Genomic DNA, 18,779 nt, shown 5'->3' on the forward strand with positions numbered 1-18,779 from the left:
AGGGGGCTTTAGCCACATCCATTTCCTAATGGGCTGTATCACTCACCAATTTCTTGTCCCCAATTCTAGCGGTCATTAATCCTTTGGCCACTAAATCGTTATTAGCCATCACTTCGACCTCAATATTACAGTGCTTTTTAGCAACTAATAACAGCTTAGCTGTAACCACAATTTCTGTACCAACTGCAATGGGCTGTAATTGATAAAGCGTAAAATTCTCGGTAATTGCATTAAGTCGATACTTCTTACGCAGGGAAATATAGCCTGCCATATTCATAACTGTCACAATAACTCCACAACTGGCAGATCCGTAATCGTCACTCATAGCGTTAGTGATTTCTCCTTCAATTGTGAGATGCTCGGCATCATCGACAAATCGGAACCCACTTAGCACAAGATTGTCTACAGTTTCACCAAACTGTGGTTGTTTTTGCACTTGCTGATAAGCTTCAATCACATCTTGGAGACTAATGATGCCAATCAATTTCCCCTGATCCGCAACAACGGCAATTTCCCATCCTTCCCAAACCATAATTCGTGAAATATGGGTTACAGGGTCATCTCGTCCGACTAGAAATGGACTTGCATTCATTAAGTCTTTAATAGGTGTCTTAACATCCGCTCCGGCAACATCCACGGCGGATACAATCCCTACCAGAGTCATATCCTTATCAACCACCGGAAAACGACTGTGATCAGTAGTTTGGGACAGTTTTCGCCAATCATCAACCGTGGCATCGATTGTAAGAAAACTAACATCCTCAACCATAATATCTTCAACTAAAATAAGTTCTTTCTGAATCAATCGATCATAGAGTGCACGATTAATCATTGAGGTGACTGCAAAAGTATCATAGGGAGACTGAATAATCACTAACTCATTCTTGCGTGCTAATTCTACAACTTCCTCATCCGGCTCCAATCCGCCGGTTATTAAAAGTGACGAATGGTTATTCAAAGCAAATATCTGGGCGTCTCTTCGATTTCCAACAATACACAATGCCCCAGCTTCTAAGTAACGTGCCATAGTGTTTAATTCCATCGCAGCAATAACGAACTTATTGGGGGAGCGATCAAGATGGGTGAAACCACAAACTACGACACCTTCAGCAATCTGTGAAACTTCACGCAATGTCAGGTCCTCGATTTGTCTCTCCTTCAGCCCTTCAATTCGAATGGTTCCAACCTTTGGAATCGAACGAACAAATCCTTTTCCTTCAGCCTCTTTTATAGCCCGATAAGCCGTTCCTTCACTTACGTCCAGTTCCTTGGCAATAAACCGTACGGAAACCTTACTACCAATTGCCAGATCTTCAATAAAGGTTAAAATTTGTTGATGCTTTGTCAACTATTAACGCTCCCCACTATTTACTATATCGGACTATAATTATATCACATGAATTACTATTCACCTATGTCTTCTACTATCCACTAACTATCTTTTCGACGCCTCTGAGTCATCAATCCTCCGATACGTCCTGCATCCTTGGCACTTAAAGAATGCCAGCCTTTATCATGGATCTGGTCAAGTAATCCTAATTCAGCCGCGATCTCCATTTTCAGCGGTTCTAAAGGATCTAGTCTCTTTACTTTTGGCTTCTTGTCCTTCATAGTTAGATCCTCCCCCTGCTCATGATATTAAAGTCTTCTTCGTAGTGAGGGCAGTTTGGACCACGTTCACCTAAAATATGTTCCAACCGACAGCGACCATTGATCCCATAAAGGCAACGAATTGTACATAATTTTCTTGTCATCATTTTCATCTCCTTAACTTATAAAACTCTCCTCACTCTTTAAGTTTGACCATTTCTCCATAAAAATATCCCACTTGGTAATCAAGTGGGATTAAAATCAACCTCTTTTTAAACTTCATAGTAAATCTCAACTTAAACTTCATATAAATCTCCTGGCTTAAGGGCCTTGCCTTGGCTTTCCGGCACTCTGCGCTGTAGGAGATGCAAGAATTCTCCAACATCTTGAGCAATCACCGGAAAGGTATTATAGTGCATGGGTATCACAACTTTAGGGCGTAATAATTGGGAAGCATGTACTGCTTCTTCAACACCCATTACAAAATTGTCTCCTATTGGCAGCATGGCAACCTCGATGGGATAGCGTCGGCCGATAAGCTCCATATCTCCGAACAGCCCTGTATCCCCAGCATAGTAAAGCCATTTTCCTTCCATCTGAATCAAAAATCCACAGGCTAAGCCCCCATAAATCATAGTTTCTCCGTCTGGACTTATTATCCCGGATCCATGCAAAGCTTGGGTTAACTTAATCAAACCAAAGGGAAACTGATGCTTTCCTCCAATATGCATTGCATGTGTTTTAGCCCCTTGACTCTGACAATAATGAGCCAGCTCAAAAACACAGATGATTGGAGCACCGGTTTGTTTAGACAATTCTATTGCATCCCCTAAATGATCATCATGCCCATGGGTTACCAAAATTGCATCTAAATGTGTAAAATCTTCAGGTTTGACTGTAGCGCTGGGATTTCCGTTTAAAAAAGGATCAATAAGAATTCGCCCTTCTACCCCTTCAATCTCGAAGCAGGCATGTCCATGGAAATGAAGTCGCATACTTAAAAAAACCTCCTATTTTATTTAGCGATTTACGTACTCTTCAAGCACTTCCCAAAAACGAGGATAACTTAGATTCATCTCCCAAAGGGCAACACCGCGGATCCCCTTCTGGGTTGCGAGTTCCAACTTATCTCTCAAGCTCCTTGGATCTTCAAAATATACTGTGTGACGAACCCCTCTGGTCTCATAGCGGAAATAGGTACTATGCTGCCTTTCATTCCACTGCAACGGAGCACCGTATCTCTTAGCCAGCTCAGTTGCTCGTTGATAGCCAATGACCTTCCCCGTCCCATCCTCAGGCCAATCATACCCATAGAGGGGAATCCCCATATAGATTTTATCCCGGGGAATATTAGCTATCGCATAATCTAAAACCTGAGTTACCCAAGGAATAGAGGCAACCGATCCCGGTTCGCTATGTGACCAATGTTCCTCATAGGTCATCAATATAACCTCATCTACAGCTTGCCCAATGGGCCGATAATCAAACGAACCTCTCCAAGCGTTTTGAGGATCACTGGAAGTCTTGGCAGGAACATCTATTGAGACCAGGAAATTTCCCGCTCTAAACATAGCAGACCAGTTTTGAATGAATCGGGTAAAAAGTGATCGGTCAGACGGTGCCGCCTTTTCTAAATCAAGATTAATTCCGTCTAATTGATACTCAACCAAAATATCTCGTATGTTCCTCCAGACTTGATTAGCAAAATCTTGATCCCGGATTAAGCGGGCCATTAACTCCGTAGAAAACTGTCCTTGGCGCGTTAAATTGCTGACTACCAAGAGTACTTTGATTCCCATAGCATGAACCTCATTAATAAGACTTCGGCTTGGACGCCCGAGAATCGTTCCATTATTCTGAATCGACACCTCAAAAATTGCTAATTGCTGTATGGTTCTGCCATAACGTTTTAGGTAAGGATAACCTTTTGTTTGCTCCGTTAAGCCATTATAAAAGGCAAATACATTTAATGGCATACTTATACCCCCTTTCCGACCATCATATGCATAGCCGGAAAAAGAAGTGTAGCGGCCTCATGTAGAAAGATAGGATTTTACCTATTGTAATGAAGTTATTTTGATTGGCGTCGACTAAATCCCATAAGCTTATCTGTACGACGCATAAGAATGGTCACCAGTAAAGCAAAGACAATCAGAAGCACGATCAGAGCACCAATCCATTGACCCTTCGCTCCAAGTACAGCTGCTATTCCAAAGCAAGCACTAATCCCGTACATTAAAAAAACAGCGTGCCTTTGGGTAAAACCCGCATCTAGCAGACGGTGGTGCAAATGCCCCCGATCCGCCATGGCAATAGACTGACCACGTAGTTTACGTCGAATTATCGCAAAGGTTAAGTCAGTGACCGGCATACCTAAAATCAAAAGAGGGAAAACCAAACCCAGAATTGTTGCCGTTTTAAGCAGACCCATGATAGAGATCCCACCAATGATGTATCCGAGGAACATACTCCCGGAATCCCCCATGAAGACCCGGGCCGGAGGGAAGTTAAAAAACAGGAACCCCAGAAGTGCGCCTGCTAAAGCCAAGGTAAGATTAGCCGCCGGAAAGGATTGGATTCTGTCCGCTGACCAAAATAATAAAATAGCGACAATAAAACAAATACCTCCGGCTAGTCCATCCAAGCCATCCGAGACATTAACAGTATTTACCAGGCCAACAACCCAAAAAATCATTAACGCCAAACCCACAACACTTTGATCAAACTCAAGGGGTTTCTGGAGGAAGGGAAGGGATATGGAATTCATGGAAAAATCAAAGAAGATAAGCACTACCGCTGCCGTGATCTGCCAATATAGCTTATATAAGGGGCGAATTTCGCGGATGTCATCCCAAATGCCTACAGCCACAATAATACTGCTTCCAATGAATAGACCCCAAATATTTTCATTCCACACTTGTGTATAAAAAGCCGCAAGCCAAAATGCAGCATAGATAGCTAAGCCTCCAAGACGGGGAATCGGTCGCCGATGTATATGCCGGCCACCCGGATAGGCAATAGCCCCCCAATATTTTGCTAGTCTCATGGAAACCGGTGTAGCGATTACTGCAATCACTAAGGCCATAAGAAATGTCAGCCCATACCCATTCATCATGATAGATCCTCTACCGCCTTTACTTCACACTTATTCTCTTTATGCTTAGGTGCCAATACCTTTTAATTCACTAATCTCTTAGACAAGATCCGGAAAACCCCATTGGCGTAACACTTCGTAAACAACAACCGCAACCGAATTCGAGAGGTTTAAAGACCGGGCATCTGAACGCATTGGTAATCGTATCTTTGTATCGGGATAGCGATCAAGAATTTCAGGAGCTAACCCTTTCGTTTCCTTACCAAAGAGCAGGTAACCGCCCACTTCATAGGAAATGTCTGTATAAGATCGAGAACCTTTTGTCGTCGCTAAGTAACGAGGACCTACAGGGTTCTTCTCCTCAAACTCAGCAAAATTTTCGTAAATATAAATATCCAGCAGGTGCCAGTAATCTAAGCCGGCACGCTTAAGATGTTTGTCATCAATGCTAAAACCTAAGGGTTTTACCAAATGGAGAGCAGCTCCGGTAGCAGCACAAAGTCGCGCTACATTTCCGGTGTTGGGAGGGATTTCTGGTTCAACCATAACTATATTAAGTCGCTTGTTCAAAAAGACTGTTCTCCTTTCAATGACATCCTGCACAATTACCACTGCAACTGGAAGAACAACTGCCCTTCCCGCCACCGCCAGGAATTCCAAGGCTAGAAAATCCTGAGATATTCTTTATAAGTCCTGTGGTATCACATTCACAGCACGATATATGTTCTCCGTTTTCACCCATTTTGCATAATTCTGTAGTGATTCCACCACAACTCGGACATCTAAATTCATACATTGGCATATAATGACCCCTCTTAACAATTTATCAACTATCCCAACTATTATAACCTGAAAATCTGACAAACCCAACCTTAAATCTAGCGAAACTTGTCATTAGAACTTTAAATTAAAGAAAATCACACAATTACTCTTACGGTTTCATCATGTAGAACAACTATTGATTATAAAACTTATAATTCAGAAAAATCAATAGCTGTTACCCAGATATTTTGTATACATATAGGAAAACCCTAGATGTTTCCTCTTGTTTTTGGTAAAGTTAATACCAACTTCAAAGGAGGAATTATCATGGGTCAAAATTTAGCTCAAAAAATACTCTCAACTCACTTAGTTTCCGGTGATTTAGCAAGCGGAAATGAAATAGCGCTACGTATTGATCAGACACTTACCCAAGATGCTACAGGTACAATGGCTTATCTACAGTTTGAGGCCATGAACCTTTCTAGAGTACAGACCGAATGTTCGGTAAGTTATATAGATCATAATACACTCCAAACAGGGTTTGAAAATGCTGATGATCACGCTTTCCTGCAAAGTACAGCGGCACGCTTTGGGGCTTATTTTTCCCGTCCCGGAAACGGAATTTGTCACCAAGTCCATCTGGAACGCTTTGCTAAACCAGGCAAAACACTCCTCGGCTCAGATAGCCACACCCCTACTGCCGGTGGAATGGGAATGCTGGCCATGGGTGCCGGAGGGCTTGATGTTGCTGTAGCAATGGGTGGCGGAGCCTTTTACCTTCCCAGCCCGAAAGTCCTGCGGGTTTGGCTGACAGGAAAGCTTTCCGAATGGGTTTCTGCCAAGGATATTATCTTGGAAGTACTCCGAATCCTTTCTGTAAAAGGTGGAGTCGGTAAAATAATTGAGTATGCCGGGCCGGGAGTAAAAACCCTTACGGTTCCGGAACGCTCTACCATAACTAATATGGGTGCTGAGCTGGGGGCGTCTGCTTCGATTTTCCCAAGTGACGAACAAACTCTTCGCTTTCTTGAGGCCCAAGGCAGAGGGGAAGACTATATTCCCTTATCTGCGGATGAAGATGCCACTTATGACGAAGAGCTGAAAATCGATCTATCTCTTCTGGTTCCCCTCATCGCCCAGCCCCATAGCCCTGATAACGTGGTTCCTGTAAGTAATCATTCTGCAACTGCTGTTCAACAGGTCGCGATTGGAAGTTGTACAAATTCATCCTATCAGGATCTAATGCGAGTTCGTGAAATTCTGAAAGGTAAGCAGGTCCATCCAAATGTGAGCTTAGTTATTTCCCCAGGTTCACGTCAAGTGTTGAGCATGCTTTCCAGCAATGGTGCCTTAACCGATCTTCTCGATAGTGGAGCACGTCTCCTTGAATCAACTTGTGGTCCCTGTATAGGTATGGGGCAATCTCCAGTCTCGCAAGGAGTCTCTGTCCGAACCTTTAATCGAAATTTTATAGGCCGCAGCGGGACTCAAGATGCTTCAGTCTTCTTAGCCAGTCCAGAAGTCGCAGCAGCCTCTGCTCTCACTGGATTTATCACTGATCCCCGAACTCTGGGGCTTTCCTCCGAAGTTGAGTTTCCGGAACGCTTTCGCCTTGATGACAGCATGATTATTCCTCCCGGTGATCCGGATACGATCATTCGGCGCGGACCCAATATTCAGCCTCTCCCAATTGCCTCTGCTCTGGATAATTCCCTTGATTTGCCAGTCATCTTAAAACTAGGCAATAATATTACAACCGATGATATCATGCCAGCGGGATCGAAAATCCTCCCCCTTCGTTCCAATATCCCGGCAATTTCTGAATTTACCTTTCACAAGATCGATGCTCAATTTGCCGAAAAAGCCAAAGGCCACAAACAAAGCATGATTATTGCCGGGCACAATTATGGTCAAGGCTCAAGCAGAGAGCATGCTGCTCTGGCTCCTATGTATCTGGGTCTTCGTGTTGTTTTAGCTCAGAGCTTTGCCCGCATTCATCGTGCTAACCTCATTAATTTTGGTATTCTTCCTCTTACCTTCGTCGATGAAAACGACTTAGACCGTCTCAGCGCCGGTATGACCTTGCACCTTTCCGATCTGCATCAGGCTGTAAAAACCTCCGAGCCTTTTGCTATTACCTTAGATAACGACTCAAAGCCAGTTTGGGTTAAACACGGTCTCACCGAACGTCAGGCTAAAATCCTTCTGGCAGGCGGACTCCTTAATTCGACCAGGGCGATTTAACAAACCTTATTATTGGATCTTTTATAATAAATAAAAACATGCTAAGATGTGTTATATATTAGAGGCAACTATGGTTATGGTCATAATTTTGGGCCATGACCTTAGTTGCAATTATGCTCAAAAACGTATACAGAATACAAAAAAAGCTTTGCTTTTTGAAGTATAAATAAAAGAGGTGGATTAAATGCTCAGTGATAAGGATCGAACCCTGCTTAAACTAATTGCTCAAGATTGTAGACTTAAACCTGAAGAGCTTTCGATTCAAACCGGGTTAACGGTGGAATATATTGAAAAGCGTATCAGTGATTGGGAAAAGGAAAAAGTAATTGTCGGCTACCAACCCATGATTAACTGGGATCGAACTGGCGATGATAAAGTATCCGCACTTATTGAAGTCAAAGTTTTACCCCAACGGGGCTATGGCTTTGATAAAATTGCCAAACGTCTGCAAAGATACCCGGAAATTAAAGCACTTTATCTGATGTCAGGAGGATATGACCTATCTGTCCTGATTGAAGGAAAAACCATGCAAGATGTTGCCCTCTTCGTAGCAGAAAAATTAGCTTCATTAGAACATGTGCAAAGCACAGCAACCCACTTTGTACTTCGTCGCTATAAGCAAGATGGAATAGAGCTTATGGGCGAAGAAGAGACTCTTCAACGTCTGGTGGTGTCACCATGAACAATTATTTGGCAACCCATGTTGCAACCCTGCCACCCTCAGGTATCCGCAAGTTCTTTGACCTTGTAGCAACCATGAAAGATGTCATCTCATTAGGTGTAGGAGAACCGGACTTTGTAACTCCTTGGACTGTCAGAGAAAGCGGCATCTTCTCACTTGAAGAAGGACAGACCATGTACACCAGTAATGCCGGTCTTTTTGAATTAAGGGAAGAGCTGTCCCACCATTTATCTAAAACCCTGGATCTTTCTTACGACCCTCATCATGAAATTCTCATTACCTCCGGAGCAAGTGAAGCGGTGGATCTTGTAATGCGTGCTGTACTAGAGCCTGGTGATGTAGTTTTAGTACCTGATCCGTCCTACGTTTCCTATGCCCCCTGCGCTATATTAGCCGGGGCAAGTGTGAACTATGTCCCTACTTATGCTAAAGATGATTTTCGTATGCGTGTCCAGGAATTAGAGCGAGTGTATACTCCAAAGGCTAAACTCTTAGTACTCTCCTATCCTAATAACCCAACTGGAGCAATCATGAATCGTGAGGATTTGCTGCCCATCGCTGATTTTGTAAGTAAGCATAATCTTCTTGTCCTTGCTGATGATATATATTCCGACCTAACCTATGATCAAACCCATGTCTCCTTTGCCAGTTTACCTGGAATGAAAGATCGCACACTGTTTGTGAGCGGATTCTCAAAGTCATACGCCATGACCGGATGGAGGATTGGATATGTGGCAGGGCACCCAGACCTGATTCAAGGAATGACCAAAATTCATCAATACACTATGCTTTGCGCTCCGATCATGGGACAATTTGCCGCCATTGAAGCTTTGCGCTCGGCAACTGAAGCTAAAAACGATATGGTCACTGCTTATGATCGCAGACGACGTTTATTGGTACACGGCTTTCGGCAAATGGGGCTGGACTGTTTTGAGCCTTTAGGAGCTTTTTATGTGTTCCCTAATATCTCAAAGACCGGACTAACTTCGGAAGAATTTGCTGAACAACTCTTAAAAGAAGAACAGGTCGCAGTTGTTCCGGGGACTGCCTTTGGGCCCTCGGGAGAAGGACATATTCGCTGTTCATACGCCTATTCTATGGAACAGCTTCAGGAAGCCCTTAAGCGCATTTCCAGTTTTGTAGAACGCAGATTAAATATATAGCAATTAGGCTTAGTCCACTTTCCTAATTTTCTTTTGCTTCTATATCGACATTAGGATTGTATTTTAAATTCACATGGAGTAAATATAATGCGAAATAGGCACGAACTCTTACCCATTCCGTGCTTATTTCGCATTTATATTTATTCTTACTGGCTCTATCCCCTTCTCCCCTTCTCCCCTTCTTGCTTGCTTGCTTGCTTGCTTTCTTGCTTTCCAAGATATTAAGCATATTATATAATGTTGCAAATAAGATAACTGATCTATCCTTAAAGTAGGAATTTATAAATATGGGTTCTGTAATCCTATATAAAGAAGGAGAAATCATTTTGAAAACATTGATCATCTATTCGTCCTCTCATGGCACAACAGAAAAAGCTGCTCAAATCCTCAGTGAACAACTTCAGGGAGAGGTGGAATTAATCAACTTAAAAAAGCTTTCTAACCCCAAATTGACCAACTATGATTCAGTCATAATTGGCAGTTCCATTTATGCAGGGTCTACCAAATCAAGAGTAAAGCAATTTCTCAAACAAAACCAAGCTGAACTGCTTTCTAAGGGACTAGGCCTGTTTCTATGCTGCATGTTTGAGGGAGATAAAGCTGTATCCCAATTTGAGGCAACATACTCCAAGGAATTGAGAGACCATTCAAGGGCAAAGGGTCTATTTGGCGGAGAATTTCTCATATCCAAAATGAACTTTCTAGAGCGACAAATCGTAAAAAAAGTCGCCGGCGTAACCAGCGATGTCTCTCAGCTTAATCTTAACGAAATCAGGCTATTTGCCGAAAAATTTAACCAGGCAGTTACTCCCTAAGAAACCAAGCAAGCTTTCACCTACTCTTGTTCTCTCTCTACATAAGGCAATATCCTGGGCGGAATTGCCCTAGCTATTGTATGGACGTTGATCCATTGCTTAGCACTAGTTTCCTCAACCTTTCTTAGCGCTAAGTATGCATTTCTCTGAAGGACTCCCTTTCCGCGCCATCCTGCTGCAGTTATCTTAAATCGTTGGCCAAACTCACCTTTAGTCAAGTTAAGAGTTTCGACTAAATCTACGCCTCGCCTGAGTGCAGGCCGGGCAGCGGAGGAGGAATCAGCAGCAGTTAAAGAAGTCTGTTCTTCCTCCAACCATTTTTGATTATGCGGACATACCTCTTGACAAACATCACAGCCAAAGATTTGGAGACCCAGGCTGGAAATCTCCTCGGAAGTAAGCAACTCTTTACTCTGAGTTAAATAAGAGACACATTTGTTAGCCGGAAAAGGTTCCCTGCCAATAATTTGCGCCGGACATGAAGTAGCACATTTTTGGCAATTTCCGCATAACTGGAGAACAAGAGGGTCATCCGGCCTCAACTCTTGATCTAGAAGAAGTAAGGCCAGTGTAACAAAAGATCCAACTCCCGGTATAATCAATTGTTGGTTGCGACCGATCCAGCCAATCCCCGCTCGTGTTGCAAATGCCCGCTCAACTAAGGGTCCCGTATCAACTTGAAAGCGACATAGCCCCAACCAATTGTTATTGACCATAGTATCAATTAGCTCCTGCACTTTTCGAAGAACCACCCGATGATAGTCCTCCCCCACAGCTGAGCGCGAAATCACACCCTCTCCTTCTTGAGGAGATACTGTAAAGGGGAGGGGATAGGCTAAGGCAACAACCGTCTGACAATCAGGCCAAACAGCCTTGGGGGCAACCCTTTGTTGGATCTCCTTACTTTCAAAAGGTGTCGCCCAATCCTGATCAACGCGAGCTTGAAGGATAGCAGCTAAATCTTCTATAGGTTCCGCAGTGGTAAATCCCACGGAGACAAAGCCCAACTTCCTTGCCCATTCTACTATCATCTTTTTCCAGTGTAGCTGTTCATGCAAATCCATGGGCCATCTCCTTGATGTAAGCAAATTTACTTCGAGGCCCTAAAAAACGCATAGGTCATGGGATCCCCTTCTTGCAGAATTTCCCCTGCCGTGACATCCCCTAGGAAGAGAGTATGGGTTCCTGCATCCAGTTGACCCGTTACCGTTGCTTCCATGGTTACAAGTACATCATCCAGAAGCAGAACTCCCGATTCTCCACGATGAACTGCTACCCCTTCAAACTTGTTAACATCCCGACCCGTGCGATATCCAAACCCACGGGCATAGTCTTGACCCGTTTGGCTTAGTACTGAAACACCAAATTTGCCACTTTTTTGAATCAGCTCATGAGTATAGTTTTGCTTATTGATTCCAATTGCTAATCTGGCTGGTTCAGAGGTGATTTGAAAACATGTATTAGCACATTGTCCATTGTCCTTACCATCAGCCTGCGCTGTTATAATAAACAGGCCATAGGAGATTCGATAGAGAGCTTGACGAATTGCCGCAGGTTTATCTAACTGAGAAGTTTCCGGCTTAGGTGCCACAACACCTGAGGTTGGAGCAGCAACATCCTTCTCCTCAGTGACCAGTTCAAAAAAGGTCGAATCAACTCCACAAACCGGACAGATTTCCGGCGGATTTTCGCCAGTATGTATATACCCACAAACGGTACAGCGCCACTTCTTTTCCATGAACAACATCCTCCTCTGTGTTATGATTTATTAATAATAATTATAACTTAGTAATTTATCCAGGTCAACCTTGATCTTCTATTGCCAAACTTTATGACAACACTTTTCCGAGAACATCCTTACTTTCAAGTACAATATTCAATTAAGAATATTGAGGGCGGGAGTCAATTTTTTACTTTAATCTGGGTTTATGATTATTCCAAGCCGATGATTCGGATTTACAGTAAAAGTTATATTCTTTTTCCAAAAACCGCAAATCTGTCAGACTATACTTATCATCAAACATGACTCGCTTGTGAACGTGTTCTTTGAATTGACCGAACATCTCAGCTTCAAGCCCTTTCTCACGGGCAAAACCCTCAAAAAATTTCCAATTCAAGAGGCGGGAACGCTCTTTGAGGAAAGTACAGGCAGATCGAATTTCACTCTGTATCCCTTCAAGACGGTATAGATTATCCTCGGCATCCTGCTTACCGCCAAGAAAATCTGCCTTCCAGAGATCGAGGAGATTCTCCACTCTTTGTGAGTTAAAACTCTGTCCATTCCAACCAATTTCCCAAGCAAAACGACGGGCTTTCAAGCGAGTTTTGGGACTATGTATCTCGCCCTTCAATTCACTCATAAAGGTTAAGTTTCCTTGCATATGATGCCCTACCAAAAAATGAAGTTCTCGTTCACCACTGTTTCCTCCAGGTAAAACCATACTCCAGCGAAACCTAGTTAGGAGTTCTTTAACCAAACGAGCGCTTTCCCTTTCATGCTGGAGGAAATGTCGTTTTCCATTCAAGACCATTTCAAAGTGTTTTTTAGGTAAGGTTTGTAGAGGTTTAATCCGTTTTACAACGATTGTCTCAGGGTAATTGTCCAACCTTCCGCCGTGAACCTCTACATTTTTATGTAACCAACGTTTCAGATTTTTTCCTATTAAGTTGAATTCATTGACTGTGTAGCCTCGTGCTGATGCCTTAATCTCCCCCCAAGTATAACATTCACGACTAGCCGTTTCCCATTTCCCAATATCATGTAATAGGGCTGCCAGCCGCAATAATACTGTCGACGGGGCATTCTTTACTACCCGACGGGTATGATCCCAAGCATCCTTGGTATGATATTGATTTTGAATAAGTCCTTTCAGCCTGGCAAGTTCAGGGATATACATATTAAAATATCCTAAGTCATCAAGAAGTCCTAAAGCATTTTCGATTTCCTCAAGCATAAGAATCTTAGCTAATTCTTCGGTTACTCGTTCTAAGGCTACTCCTCTAAGGAGTGAAATTTGCTTGGCTGCGGCTTGCCAAGTATCGGGAGCGATGTCAAAACTATAGCGAACCGCAAACCTAATTAACCTCAAAATCCTGATTCCGTCTTCTTGGAAACGTTCTTCTGCTCCTCCGCATGACTCTATTCTTTTTTCCCTTAAGGCTTGGAGTCCACTTAGGGGATCTTTGATCTCTCCGGTTTTCACATCCTGAAAGATTGCATTTATGGTGAAATCTCTGCGCAGAGCATCCTTTTCCAAATCTCCGGAAAAGGTTGCAATATCAACTCTGTCCTTGCCTTGGAATAAGCTCACCGTTGGCTGATGTACCCCTATTGTATGTGGTTTATATCCCCAATCCGATAATTTAGTTACGATCTGATCAAGAGGAAGTACCGTAACTACATCAAGATCTTTGGAGGGAAATCCCAAGAGTGAATCACGAACAGCTCCGCCTATAATATAGACAGGGCTAAGATCACTTAGTTTTCTCAAGACCTCCTGTTGAAAAGGTGTTCCGATCATGAAATCCCTCCAATTAGCAAAGCACGGAGATTTTGGGCCCAATCTTAATAGCCCATGAACTCTCCGGGCCGTACTCTCCATCTAAATCCGATTGAATAGGGCGATCCGTAGATATCTTAAGTTCTTTAGTTTGGAATTCCTTGATCTTTCCAGAACTTGATTTGTCTCCCCGCAAAACATTCAATAGCAATCGTATTGTTTCCGGCCAGCCTGAGGCCGGCACAATTAGCACTTCAAGCAATCCGTCTGTAAGTGAAGCTTTGGGCACAAGCTTCCTAAGTCCTCCAACTGAGTGGCCATTCACAGCCAGCAACAAAACTACCTCTTCGATATAGGGTTGCCCATCTTTCTCATACTCAATACGAAATGGTCGAAAGGAAGGGAGTGTTTCTATCCCCTTAAGAATGTAAGCTAATTGTCCAAGTGTGTTTTTAACACGAGTATCCACTTTTTGTGATACGTCTGTTAATAGACCTGCACTGGCTACGTTAACAAAATATCGATCATTGACTTGTCCGGTATCCATTCTAAACACATTTCCTTTGGCGATCACCTTACACGCCTCAGGAATACTTTTTGGTAACCGCAACGCATAAGCTAAATCATTCGCGGTTCCAACAGGTAGAATACCTAACGCCGGACGTTGATCCTCCGGAATTCTAAGCAACCCATTGCAAGCCTGATGAATACTGCCATCTCCACCGGCAATGACAAATCGGTCCACATCTCTGCTCTGAAATGCTATTTCTTCCATATCTTCAGGGGAGCAAGCCCTATGTACACAGACCTCATTGCCGCTTTCCTGGAAGATTCGAATTACGGTATCTAGTTGGGCAGTTAATTTTCTTCGACCTGCATAGGGATTATAAACTAAACGCAATCGTTTCCCGTTCATGGACGTATAATCGACTCCTTGCTAATTGAATATCTAATGAACTTTAGTTTCATAATTATTGTAAGATAATATCTTAATTCTTTTATTTAATTTGAGACACCCACTTCTTGTAAGTGGGTGTTCCGATTCACTCTAGCCTCTTAGGTTTTCCGGATTTAAGGCCTCAAGCTCCGGTAAGACAAAGCGCCCATCTTTTCGAACTAATACACCATCAAAGAATATCTCTCCCCCGCCATAATCAGGTCTCTGGATACAGACCAAATCCCAATGAATGGCAGATTTGTTCCCATTATTACACTCATCGTAACAAGATCCTGGAGTGAAGTGAAAGCTTCCATCAATTTTCTCGTCAAAAAGTGTATCTCTCATAGGAGTACTAATATAAGGGTTAACACCTATTGCAAACTCTCCAACATATCGCGCTCCCTCATCGGTGTTAAAAACGGATTCGATGCGTTCTGAATCATTCGCAGTAGCCTTTACAATCCTTCCCTTTTCAAATTCTAAGACAATATTGTCATAGGTGAACCCTTGATAAAGTGAAGGTGTATTATAACTAATTCGCCCATTGACGGACTCTTTGAGAGGAGCACTAAATATTTCTCCATCCGGAATATTCAGATGACCATCACACTTTATAGCAGGCATCCCTTTTATTGAGAACTCTAAATCGGTTCCCGGACCAACAATATGCACTCGATCCGTCTTCTCCATCAGCTCTTTCAAGGGATCCATAGCTTTTGACATCTTGGAGTAATCTAAATTACAGACTTTAAAGTAAAAGTCCTCAAATCCTTCTATGCTTGTATTAGCCAACTGAGCCATTGCAGCATTAGGGTACCGCAATACACACCAGCGAGTATGGGGTACGCGTTGCTCTGAATGAACAGGTTTTTGATAATAAGATGTATATATTTTCATACAGTCATTAGGCACATCTGACCATTCATTGACATTATCTCCGCCCCGTATGCCAATATAGGCCTGCATTTCTTTCATACGCCCTCGATCCCAACGAGTCATTGCCTCAGCTTGTTCCACTGTGAGTTCTTTTAATAGTTCCCGTAGTAGGGTATGATTAATACTAGATAAAAACGGAACTCCACCAGCTTGATAGGCATAACGCACGCAGGCTTGGGCTAGTAGAATATCCGGACCAATCACTTCAATAAGAATTTTTTCGCCGGGCTGAAGAGAAATAGAATAATTTATTAAGGAATCGGCAAGTTTTTCTATGCGAGAATCTCTCACGTTAGGGCCTCCTTAGCACTCATTTCAATCTTATTACTATTCTGCACACAACATAATTTTCCTTTTTACTATTATTTAAAAGTATGTACACTAGATCCGTTTTTACTCTTTATTTTTTATCTTGAATTCAGGTGAATCCGAACTATGGACTAGGAGGACTTATGAATACACCACCCGATCTTTGGGAGTATCGTTTACAAGCGGAAGACTCCGGTCAAAAATATATGGCAATCTTACGTCATAAGTTTCACTTTTCGGTGAAATTACTACAGCATTTGAAACAAGGCGAACGGGTTTGGGTAAATGGGAAATTTTCTTATCTAACTGCCCGAGGAAAAGAAGGGGATACCCTATCCATTCAGCTTTTTTCCAGTGAAGAAGCCAATATTCAAGGGGAAGATCTACCTCTTGATATTCTCTATGAGGATGAATACATGCTAGCCGTCAACAAACCCGTTGGACAAGTCGTTCACCCCAACCGCCGCTATCCAATAAACACCTTAGGTAATGCTGTTGTTGGTCATTGGGAACGCAAGGGAGAAAGTCGGCTCTTCCGTCCCATCCACAGAATTGACCGGAATACTTCCGGTGTCGTTGTTATAGCCAAGAACCAATTCGCTCATCAACAACTTGCTTGGCAGCTAGAGAGAGGGCATATCCACAAACGCTACCATGGTTTTGTCGAAGGGGTTGTCGAGGAAGACAATGGAATTATTGATCTTTCCATTGGATTTGCACCGAATAGCTTTATCAAACGTCAGATCCAAGCTGATGGTATGTCGGCACGCACACTTTTCCGGGTTCTCCATCGCTATACTAATGTCACTTTTCTGGAATTCATCCTAGAAACCGGTCGCACCCATCAAATTCGAACCCATTGTGAAGGCTTCGGACATCCATTACTCGGAGATGATTTGTACGGTGGGACTCAAACACTTCTCTCTCGTCATGCCTTACACTCTTCAATGTATGCCTTTCTCCATCCTGCAACTAGACTTCCCATGGTAATTCGCGCGCCTTTTCCTAAAGATCTTCGCTTATTACTAATCAAGCTGCGAGATTGGGATGCTGACAATTGATAACCCCAGACTAGTTCTGTTTCTTAAGCAAATCTCTAATTTCAATGAGGAGCTGTACTTCCATACTAGGGATTGATGGAGCTGCAGCTTCTTCTTTCTTTTCTTCTCTCTTCAAAGAATTGATTAGTTTAACGATTAAAAAGATCGAACCAGCAATAACTAGGAAGTCAAAGGTAGTCTGAATAAAATTACCTATGTTCAGGGTAACAGCATCCTGAGTAATTTTTCCCGTGCCGTCAAACAGAGCATCCTTTAGTTTTAGTTTAATATCTGTGAATTTTATCCCTCCTACGATAACTCCTAGAGGAGGCATAATAATATCAGCTACAAGTGAAGAGACAATCTTCCCGAAAGCCCCGCCTATGATAACCCCAATAGCCAGATCCACAACGTTTCCTTTTGTTGCAAATTCTTTAAATTCATTGATAAAGCTCATAATACCACTCCTTTTAAATTGGTATTACTAGCTTAACCGAAATTATAAAAGTGTTGATTTTTTTACTAAATATTTTTTAGCAATTACTAATTCACGAATCATTCACAACAACAATAATCCTGTAATTAAATATGTTTGGTTTTATCAAATTTGGGGAACATAAGACAAGATCATAATAGGAGGTTGATAACAAATGGATTTATTTTCAAAGGTTCTATGGCGAATTTCTAAACTCAGAAATTGGTTTATGCTAAGATATATTATTATTCGAAAACGTTGGAAGGTCTAATGTCTGGGTAGGTCTTTTTACCCCTGCTCAGTTATAATTAAGGGCTTATCCTTAGTTACAGCAATAGTATGTTCATATTGTGCCGAAAGACTGCCATCCATAGTTCTGGCCGTCCACCTATTAGAGTCAATCTTCAAATGAAATCTTCCAATATTAATCATAGGTTCTATGGTGAAAACCATACCCTCGCGAAGCCGCTCTCCTCTATGGGGTCGACCATAATGGGGAACCTGCAAATCTTCATGCATTATTTGGCCAATTCCATGTCCCATAAAGTCTCGAACAACGGAAAAGCCCTCTGATTCGGCGTGAGTTTGTATGCTATGGGAAATATCTCCGATTCTATTGCCGATAATCGAAGCCTCTATGCCAAGGTAGAGGCATTCTTTGGCAACCTTTAACAGCCTTTCCGCTTCCTGCGATATTTGGCCCACGGAATATGTCCAAGCAGAGTCTGCCAGCCACCCTTTCAAATTGACCACCATATCAATTTTTACAATATCTCCATCCTTCAAAGGTTTTTTGGTCGGAAATCCGTGACAAATCTCATCATTGACTGAAGCGCAGGTAGCATATGGATACCCTTTATATCCTTTTTGCTCTGGAGTTGCACCATGGGAACGAATAAAGTTCTCGGCAAATTCGTCAATTTCCAAGGTAGTGATTCCAGGCCGAATTATCGAACGGATTTCTCTGTGACAAGCAGTCAGGATTTTTCCTGCTTCCGCCATATATTCAATTTCTTTCTCAGTCTTGATGATAACCAATGCTATACCTCCTCAGGAAAACTCTTTTTGTTAACTATTTCTGAGCCTTCCCTTTTGAATTTTGTCTAGTATCAGAACCTGCGGATTTATTGTCTGTCCAAATACTTATTATAATACGTTATAGAAAGCGCATGCAAACATGCTTCACAAATGCAATAGCCACAATTCCTTCTCAAGGAATGTGGCTATTG

21 protein-coding genes are annotated in these 18,779 nt (G+C 42.5%); 5 read left to right on the top strand and 16 right to left on the bottom strand.

Translation table 11 applies throughout. From position 1 onward, the window contains the following. Window positions 1-25 precede the first annotated feature (25 nt). From BLS16_RS20050 to BLS16_RS20085, 8 genes are all read right to left on the bottom strand, one after another. Window positions 26-1,348, bottom strand: a complete 1,323-nt coding sequence (locus tag BLS16_RS20050; protein ID WP_092335426.1) for a DRTGG domain-containing protein — start codon at window positions 1,346-1,348, stop codon at window positions 26-28. 83 nt (window positions 1,349-1,431) lie between these two features. Beyond that, the gene (locus BLS16_RS20055; RefSeq protein WP_092335427.1) at window positions 1,432-1,611 is read right to left on the bottom strand and encodes an alpha/beta-type small acid-soluble spore protein; all 180 of its coding nucleotides are present in this window, start codon (window positions 1,609-1,611) and stop codon (window positions 1,432-1,434) included. Between the two features lie 2 nt (window positions 1,612-1,613). Continuing rightward, complete coding sequence (locus tag BLS16_RS20060) at window positions 1,614-1,754, bottom strand: cleavage protein (RefSeq protein WP_081963013.1); 141 nt, start codon at window positions 1,752-1,754, stop codon at window positions 1,614-1,616. Between the two features lie 132 nt (window positions 1,755-1,886). Next, complete coding sequence (locus BLS16_RS20065) at window positions 1,887-2,585, bottom strand: metal-dependent hydrolase (RefSeq protein WP_092335428.1); 699 nt, start codon at window positions 2,583-2,585, stop codon at window positions 1,887-1,889. Between the two features lie 24 nt (window positions 2,586-2,609). Further along, entirely contained in the window at window positions 2,610-3,566 is a 957-nt protein-coding gene (locus BLS16_RS20070; RefSeq protein ID WP_092335429.1) for a glycosyl hydrolase family 18 protein, read from the bottom strand. Window positions 3,567-3,661: 95 nt separating this feature from the next. Beyond that, window positions 3,662-4,705, bottom strand: a complete 1,044-nt coding sequence (locus BLS16_RS20075) for a glycosyltransferase family 4 protein (protein WP_092335430.1) — start codon at window positions 4,703-4,705, stop codon at window positions 3,662-3,664. A 78-nt stretch (window positions 4,706-4,783) separates the two neighbouring features. Next, on the bottom strand, window positions 4,784-5,230 hold the full coding sequence (locus BLS16_RS20080) for a tRNA (cytidine(34)-2'-O)-methyltransferase (RefSeq protein ID WP_092335449.1): 447 nt from the start codon (window positions 5,228-5,230) through the stop codon (window positions 4,784-4,786). 40 nt (window positions 5,231-5,270) lie between these two features. After that, window positions 5,271-5,486: an FmdB family zinc ribbon protein gene (locus tag BLS16_RS20085; protein WP_092335431.1), complete on the bottom strand. Its 216-nt coding sequence runs from the start codon at window positions 5,484-5,486 to the stop codon at window positions 5,271-5,273. A 287-nt stretch (window positions 5,487-5,773) separates the two neighbouring features. Here BLS16_RS20085 and BLS16_RS20090 point away from each other — a divergent pair, with 287 nt between their 5' ends. The 3 genes from BLS16_RS20090 (at window position 5,774) to BLS16_RS20100 (ending at window position 9,535) form a co-directional block, all read left to right on the top strand. Further along, window positions 5,774-7,690, top strand: coding sequence for an aconitate hydratase (locus BLS16_RS20090; RefSeq protein WP_092335450.1), 1,917 nt, complete (start codon window positions 5,774-5,776; stop codon window positions 7,688-7,690). 184 nt (window positions 7,691-7,874) lie between these two features. Continuing rightward, window positions 7,875-8,372, top strand: a complete 498-nt coding sequence (locus BLS16_RS20095) for an Lrp/AsnC family transcriptional regulator (protein ID WP_092335432.1) — start codon at window positions 7,875-7,877, stop codon at window positions 8,370-8,372. After that, entirely contained in the window at window positions 8,369-9,535 is a 1,167-nt protein-coding gene (locus BLS16_RS20100; RefSeq protein WP_092335433.1) for an aminotransferase class I/II-fold pyridoxal phosphate-dependent enzyme, read from the top strand. Before BLS16_RS20095 ends, BLS16_RS20100 begins: the two co-directional genes overlap by 4 nt. Before the next feature lie 22 nt (window positions 9,536-9,557). Here the strand turns inward: BLS16_RS20100 and BLS16_RS20105 are convergent, their stop codons facing one another. Then, window positions 9,558-9,878 carry a hypothetical protein gene (locus tag BLS16_RS20105; RefSeq protein WP_092335434.1) on the bottom strand — a complete coding sequence of 107 codons (321 nt, stop codon included), beginning with the start codon at window positions 9,876-9,878 and terminating at the stop codon, window positions 9,558-9,560. Here BLS16_RS20105 and BLS16_RS20110 point away from each other — a divergent pair. Then, on the top strand, window positions 9,862-10,350 hold the full coding sequence (locus BLS16_RS20110; RefSeq protein ID WP_092335435.1) for a flavodoxin domain-containing protein: 489 nt from the start codon (window positions 9,862-9,864) through the stop codon (window positions 10,348-10,350). The genes BLS16_RS20105 and BLS16_RS20110 overlap by 17 nt on opposite strands. Before the next feature lie 20 nt (window positions 10,351-10,370). Here the strand turns inward: BLS16_RS20110 and queG are convergent, their stop codons facing one another. The 5 genes from queG to BLS16_RS20135 all read right to left on the bottom strand — a co-directional run bounded on the left by queG (window position 10,371) and on the right by BLS16_RS20135 (window position 16,017). Continuing rightward, the gene (queG, locus tag BLS16_RS20115) at window positions 10,371-11,414 is read right to left on the bottom strand and encodes a tRNA epoxyqueuosine(34) reductase QueG (RefSeq protein WP_092335436.1); all 1,044 of its coding nucleotides are present in this window, start codon (window positions 11,412-11,414) and stop codon (window positions 10,371-10,373) included. Window positions 11,415-11,440: 26 nt separating this feature from the next. Continuing rightward, window positions 11,441-12,088, bottom strand: a complete 648-nt coding sequence (locus BLS16_RS20120) for a flavin reductase family protein (protein WP_092335437.1) — start codon at window positions 12,086-12,088, stop codon at window positions 11,441-11,443. A 172-nt stretch (window positions 12,089-12,260) separates the two neighbouring features. After that, entirely contained in the window at window positions 12,261-13,871 is a 1,611-nt protein-coding gene (locus BLS16_RS20125; protein ID WP_092335438.1) for a tRNA nucleotidyltransferase/poly(A) polymerase-related protein, read from the bottom strand. A gap of 13 nt (window positions 13,872-13,884) precedes the next feature. Further along, window positions 13,885-14,766 (bottom strand): diacylglycerol/lipid kinase family protein, encoded by an 882-nt coding sequence (locus tag BLS16_RS20130; RefSeq protein WP_034602508.1) that lies wholly within the window; start codon window positions 14,764-14,766, stop codon window positions 13,885-13,887. Between the two features lie 132 nt (window positions 14,767-14,898). Further along, on the bottom strand, window positions 14,899-16,017 hold the full coding sequence (locus BLS16_RS20135) for an aminopeptidase (RefSeq protein WP_092335439.1): 1,119 nt from the start codon (window positions 16,015-16,017) through the stop codon (window positions 14,899-14,901). Window positions 16,018-16,178: 161 nt separating this feature from the next. Here BLS16_RS20135 and BLS16_RS20140 point away from each other — a divergent pair, with 161 nt between their 5' ends. Further along, a complete protein-coding gene (locus tag BLS16_RS20140; RefSeq protein ID WP_092335440.1) occupies window positions 16,179-17,096 on the top strand; it encodes an RluA family pseudouridine synthase in 918 nt (305 codons plus the stop codon). A 10-nt stretch (window positions 17,097-17,106) separates the two neighbouring features. On the opposite strand, the gene mscL is transcribed toward BLS16_RS20140, so the two are convergent. Further along, window positions 17,107-17,532: a large-conductance mechanosensitive channel protein MscL gene (mscL, locus tag BLS16_RS20145; RefSeq protein WP_092335441.1), complete on the bottom strand. Its 426-nt coding sequence runs from the start codon at window positions 17,530-17,532 to the stop codon at window positions 17,107-17,109. Window positions 17,533-17,838: 306 nt separating this feature from the next. Next, window positions 17,839-18,588, bottom strand: coding sequence for a type I methionyl aminopeptidase (gene map, locus BLS16_RS20150; protein ID WP_092335442.1), 750 nt, complete (start codon window positions 18,586-18,588; stop codon window positions 17,839-17,841). Between the last annotated feature and the right edge of the window lie 191 nt (window positions 18,589-18,779).

Source organism: Desulfosporosinus hippei DSM 8344 (genome assembly GCF_900100785.1).
In the GTDB taxonomy this organism is placed as follows: domain Bacteria; phylum Bacillota; class Desulfitobacteriia; order Desulfitobacteriales; family Desulfitobacteriaceae; genus Desulfosporosinus; species Desulfosporosinus hippei.

What these genes read in the sequence shown, in the direction of transcription:
- BLS16_RS20125 (WP_092335438.1), bottom strand. Translation starts at nt 13,871, where the DNA reads ATGATCGGAACACCTTTTCAACAGGAGGTCTTGAGAAAACTAAGTGAT.
- queG (WP_092335436.1), bottom strand. Translation starts at nt 11,414, where the DNA reads ATGGATTTGCATGAACAGCTACACTGGAAAAAGATGATAGTAGAATGG.
- BLS16_RS20140 (WP_092335440.1), top strand. Translation starts at nt 16,179, where the DNA reads ATGAATACACCACCCGATCTTTGGGAGTATCGTTTACAAGCGGAAGAC.
- BLS16_RS20055 (WP_092335427.1), bottom strand. Translation starts at nt 1,611, where the DNA reads ATGAAGGACAAGAAGCCAAAAGTAAAGAGACTAGATCCTTTAGAACCG.
- BLS16_RS20120 (WP_092335437.1), bottom strand. Translation starts at nt 12,088, where the DNA reads ATGGAAAAGAAGTGGCGCTGTACCGTTTGTGGGTATATACATACTGGC.
- BLS16_RS20100 (WP_092335433.1), top strand. Translation starts at nt 8,369, where the DNA reads ATGAACAATTATTTGGCAACCCATGTTGCAACCCTGCCACCCTCAGGT.
- BLS16_RS20075 (WP_092335430.1), bottom strand. Translation starts at nt 4,705, where the DNA reads ATGATGAATGGGTATGGGCTGACATTTCTTATGGCCTTAGTGATTGCA.
- BLS16_RS20080 (WP_092335449.1), bottom strand. Translation starts at nt 5,230, where the DNA reads ATGGTTGAACCAGAAATCCCTCCCAACACCGGAAATGTAGCGCGACTT.
- BLS16_RS20105 (WP_092335434.1), bottom strand. Translation starts at nt 9,878, where the DNA reads ATGATCAATGTTTTCAAAATGATTTCTCCTTCTTTATATAGGATTACA.
- mscL (WP_092335441.1), bottom strand. Translation starts at nt 17,532, where the DNA reads ATGAGCTTTATCAATGAATTTAAAGAATTTGCAACAAAAGGAAACGTT.
- BLS16_RS20070 (WP_092335429.1), bottom strand. Translation starts at nt 3,566, where the DNA reads ATGCCATTAAATGTATTTGCCTTTTATAATGGCTTAACGGAGCAAACA.
- BLS16_RS20085 (WP_092335431.1), bottom strand. Translation starts at nt 5,486, where the DNA reads ATGCCAATGTATGAATTTAGATGTCCGAGTTGTGGTGGAATCACTACA.
- BLS16_RS20130 (WP_034602508.1), bottom strand. Translation starts at nt 14,766, where the DNA reads ATGAACGGGAAACGATTGCGTTTAGTTTATAATCCCTATGCAGGTCGA.
- BLS16_RS20090 (WP_092335450.1), top strand. Translation starts at nt 5,774, where the DNA reads ATGGGTCAAAATTTAGCTCAAAAAATACTCTCAACTCACTTAGTTTCC.
- BLS16_RS20060 (WP_081963013.1), bottom strand. Translation starts at nt 1,754, where the DNA reads ATGACAAGAAAATTATGTACAATTCGTTGCCTTTATGGGATCAATGGT.
- BLS16_RS20065 (WP_092335428.1), bottom strand. Translation starts at nt 2,585, where the DNA reads ATGCGACTTCATTTCCATGGACATGCCTGCTTCGAGATTGAAGGGGTA.
- BLS16_RS20095 (WP_092335432.1), top strand. Translation starts at nt 7,875, where the DNA reads ATGCTCAGTGATAAGGATCGAACCCTGCTTAAACTAATTGCTCAAGAT.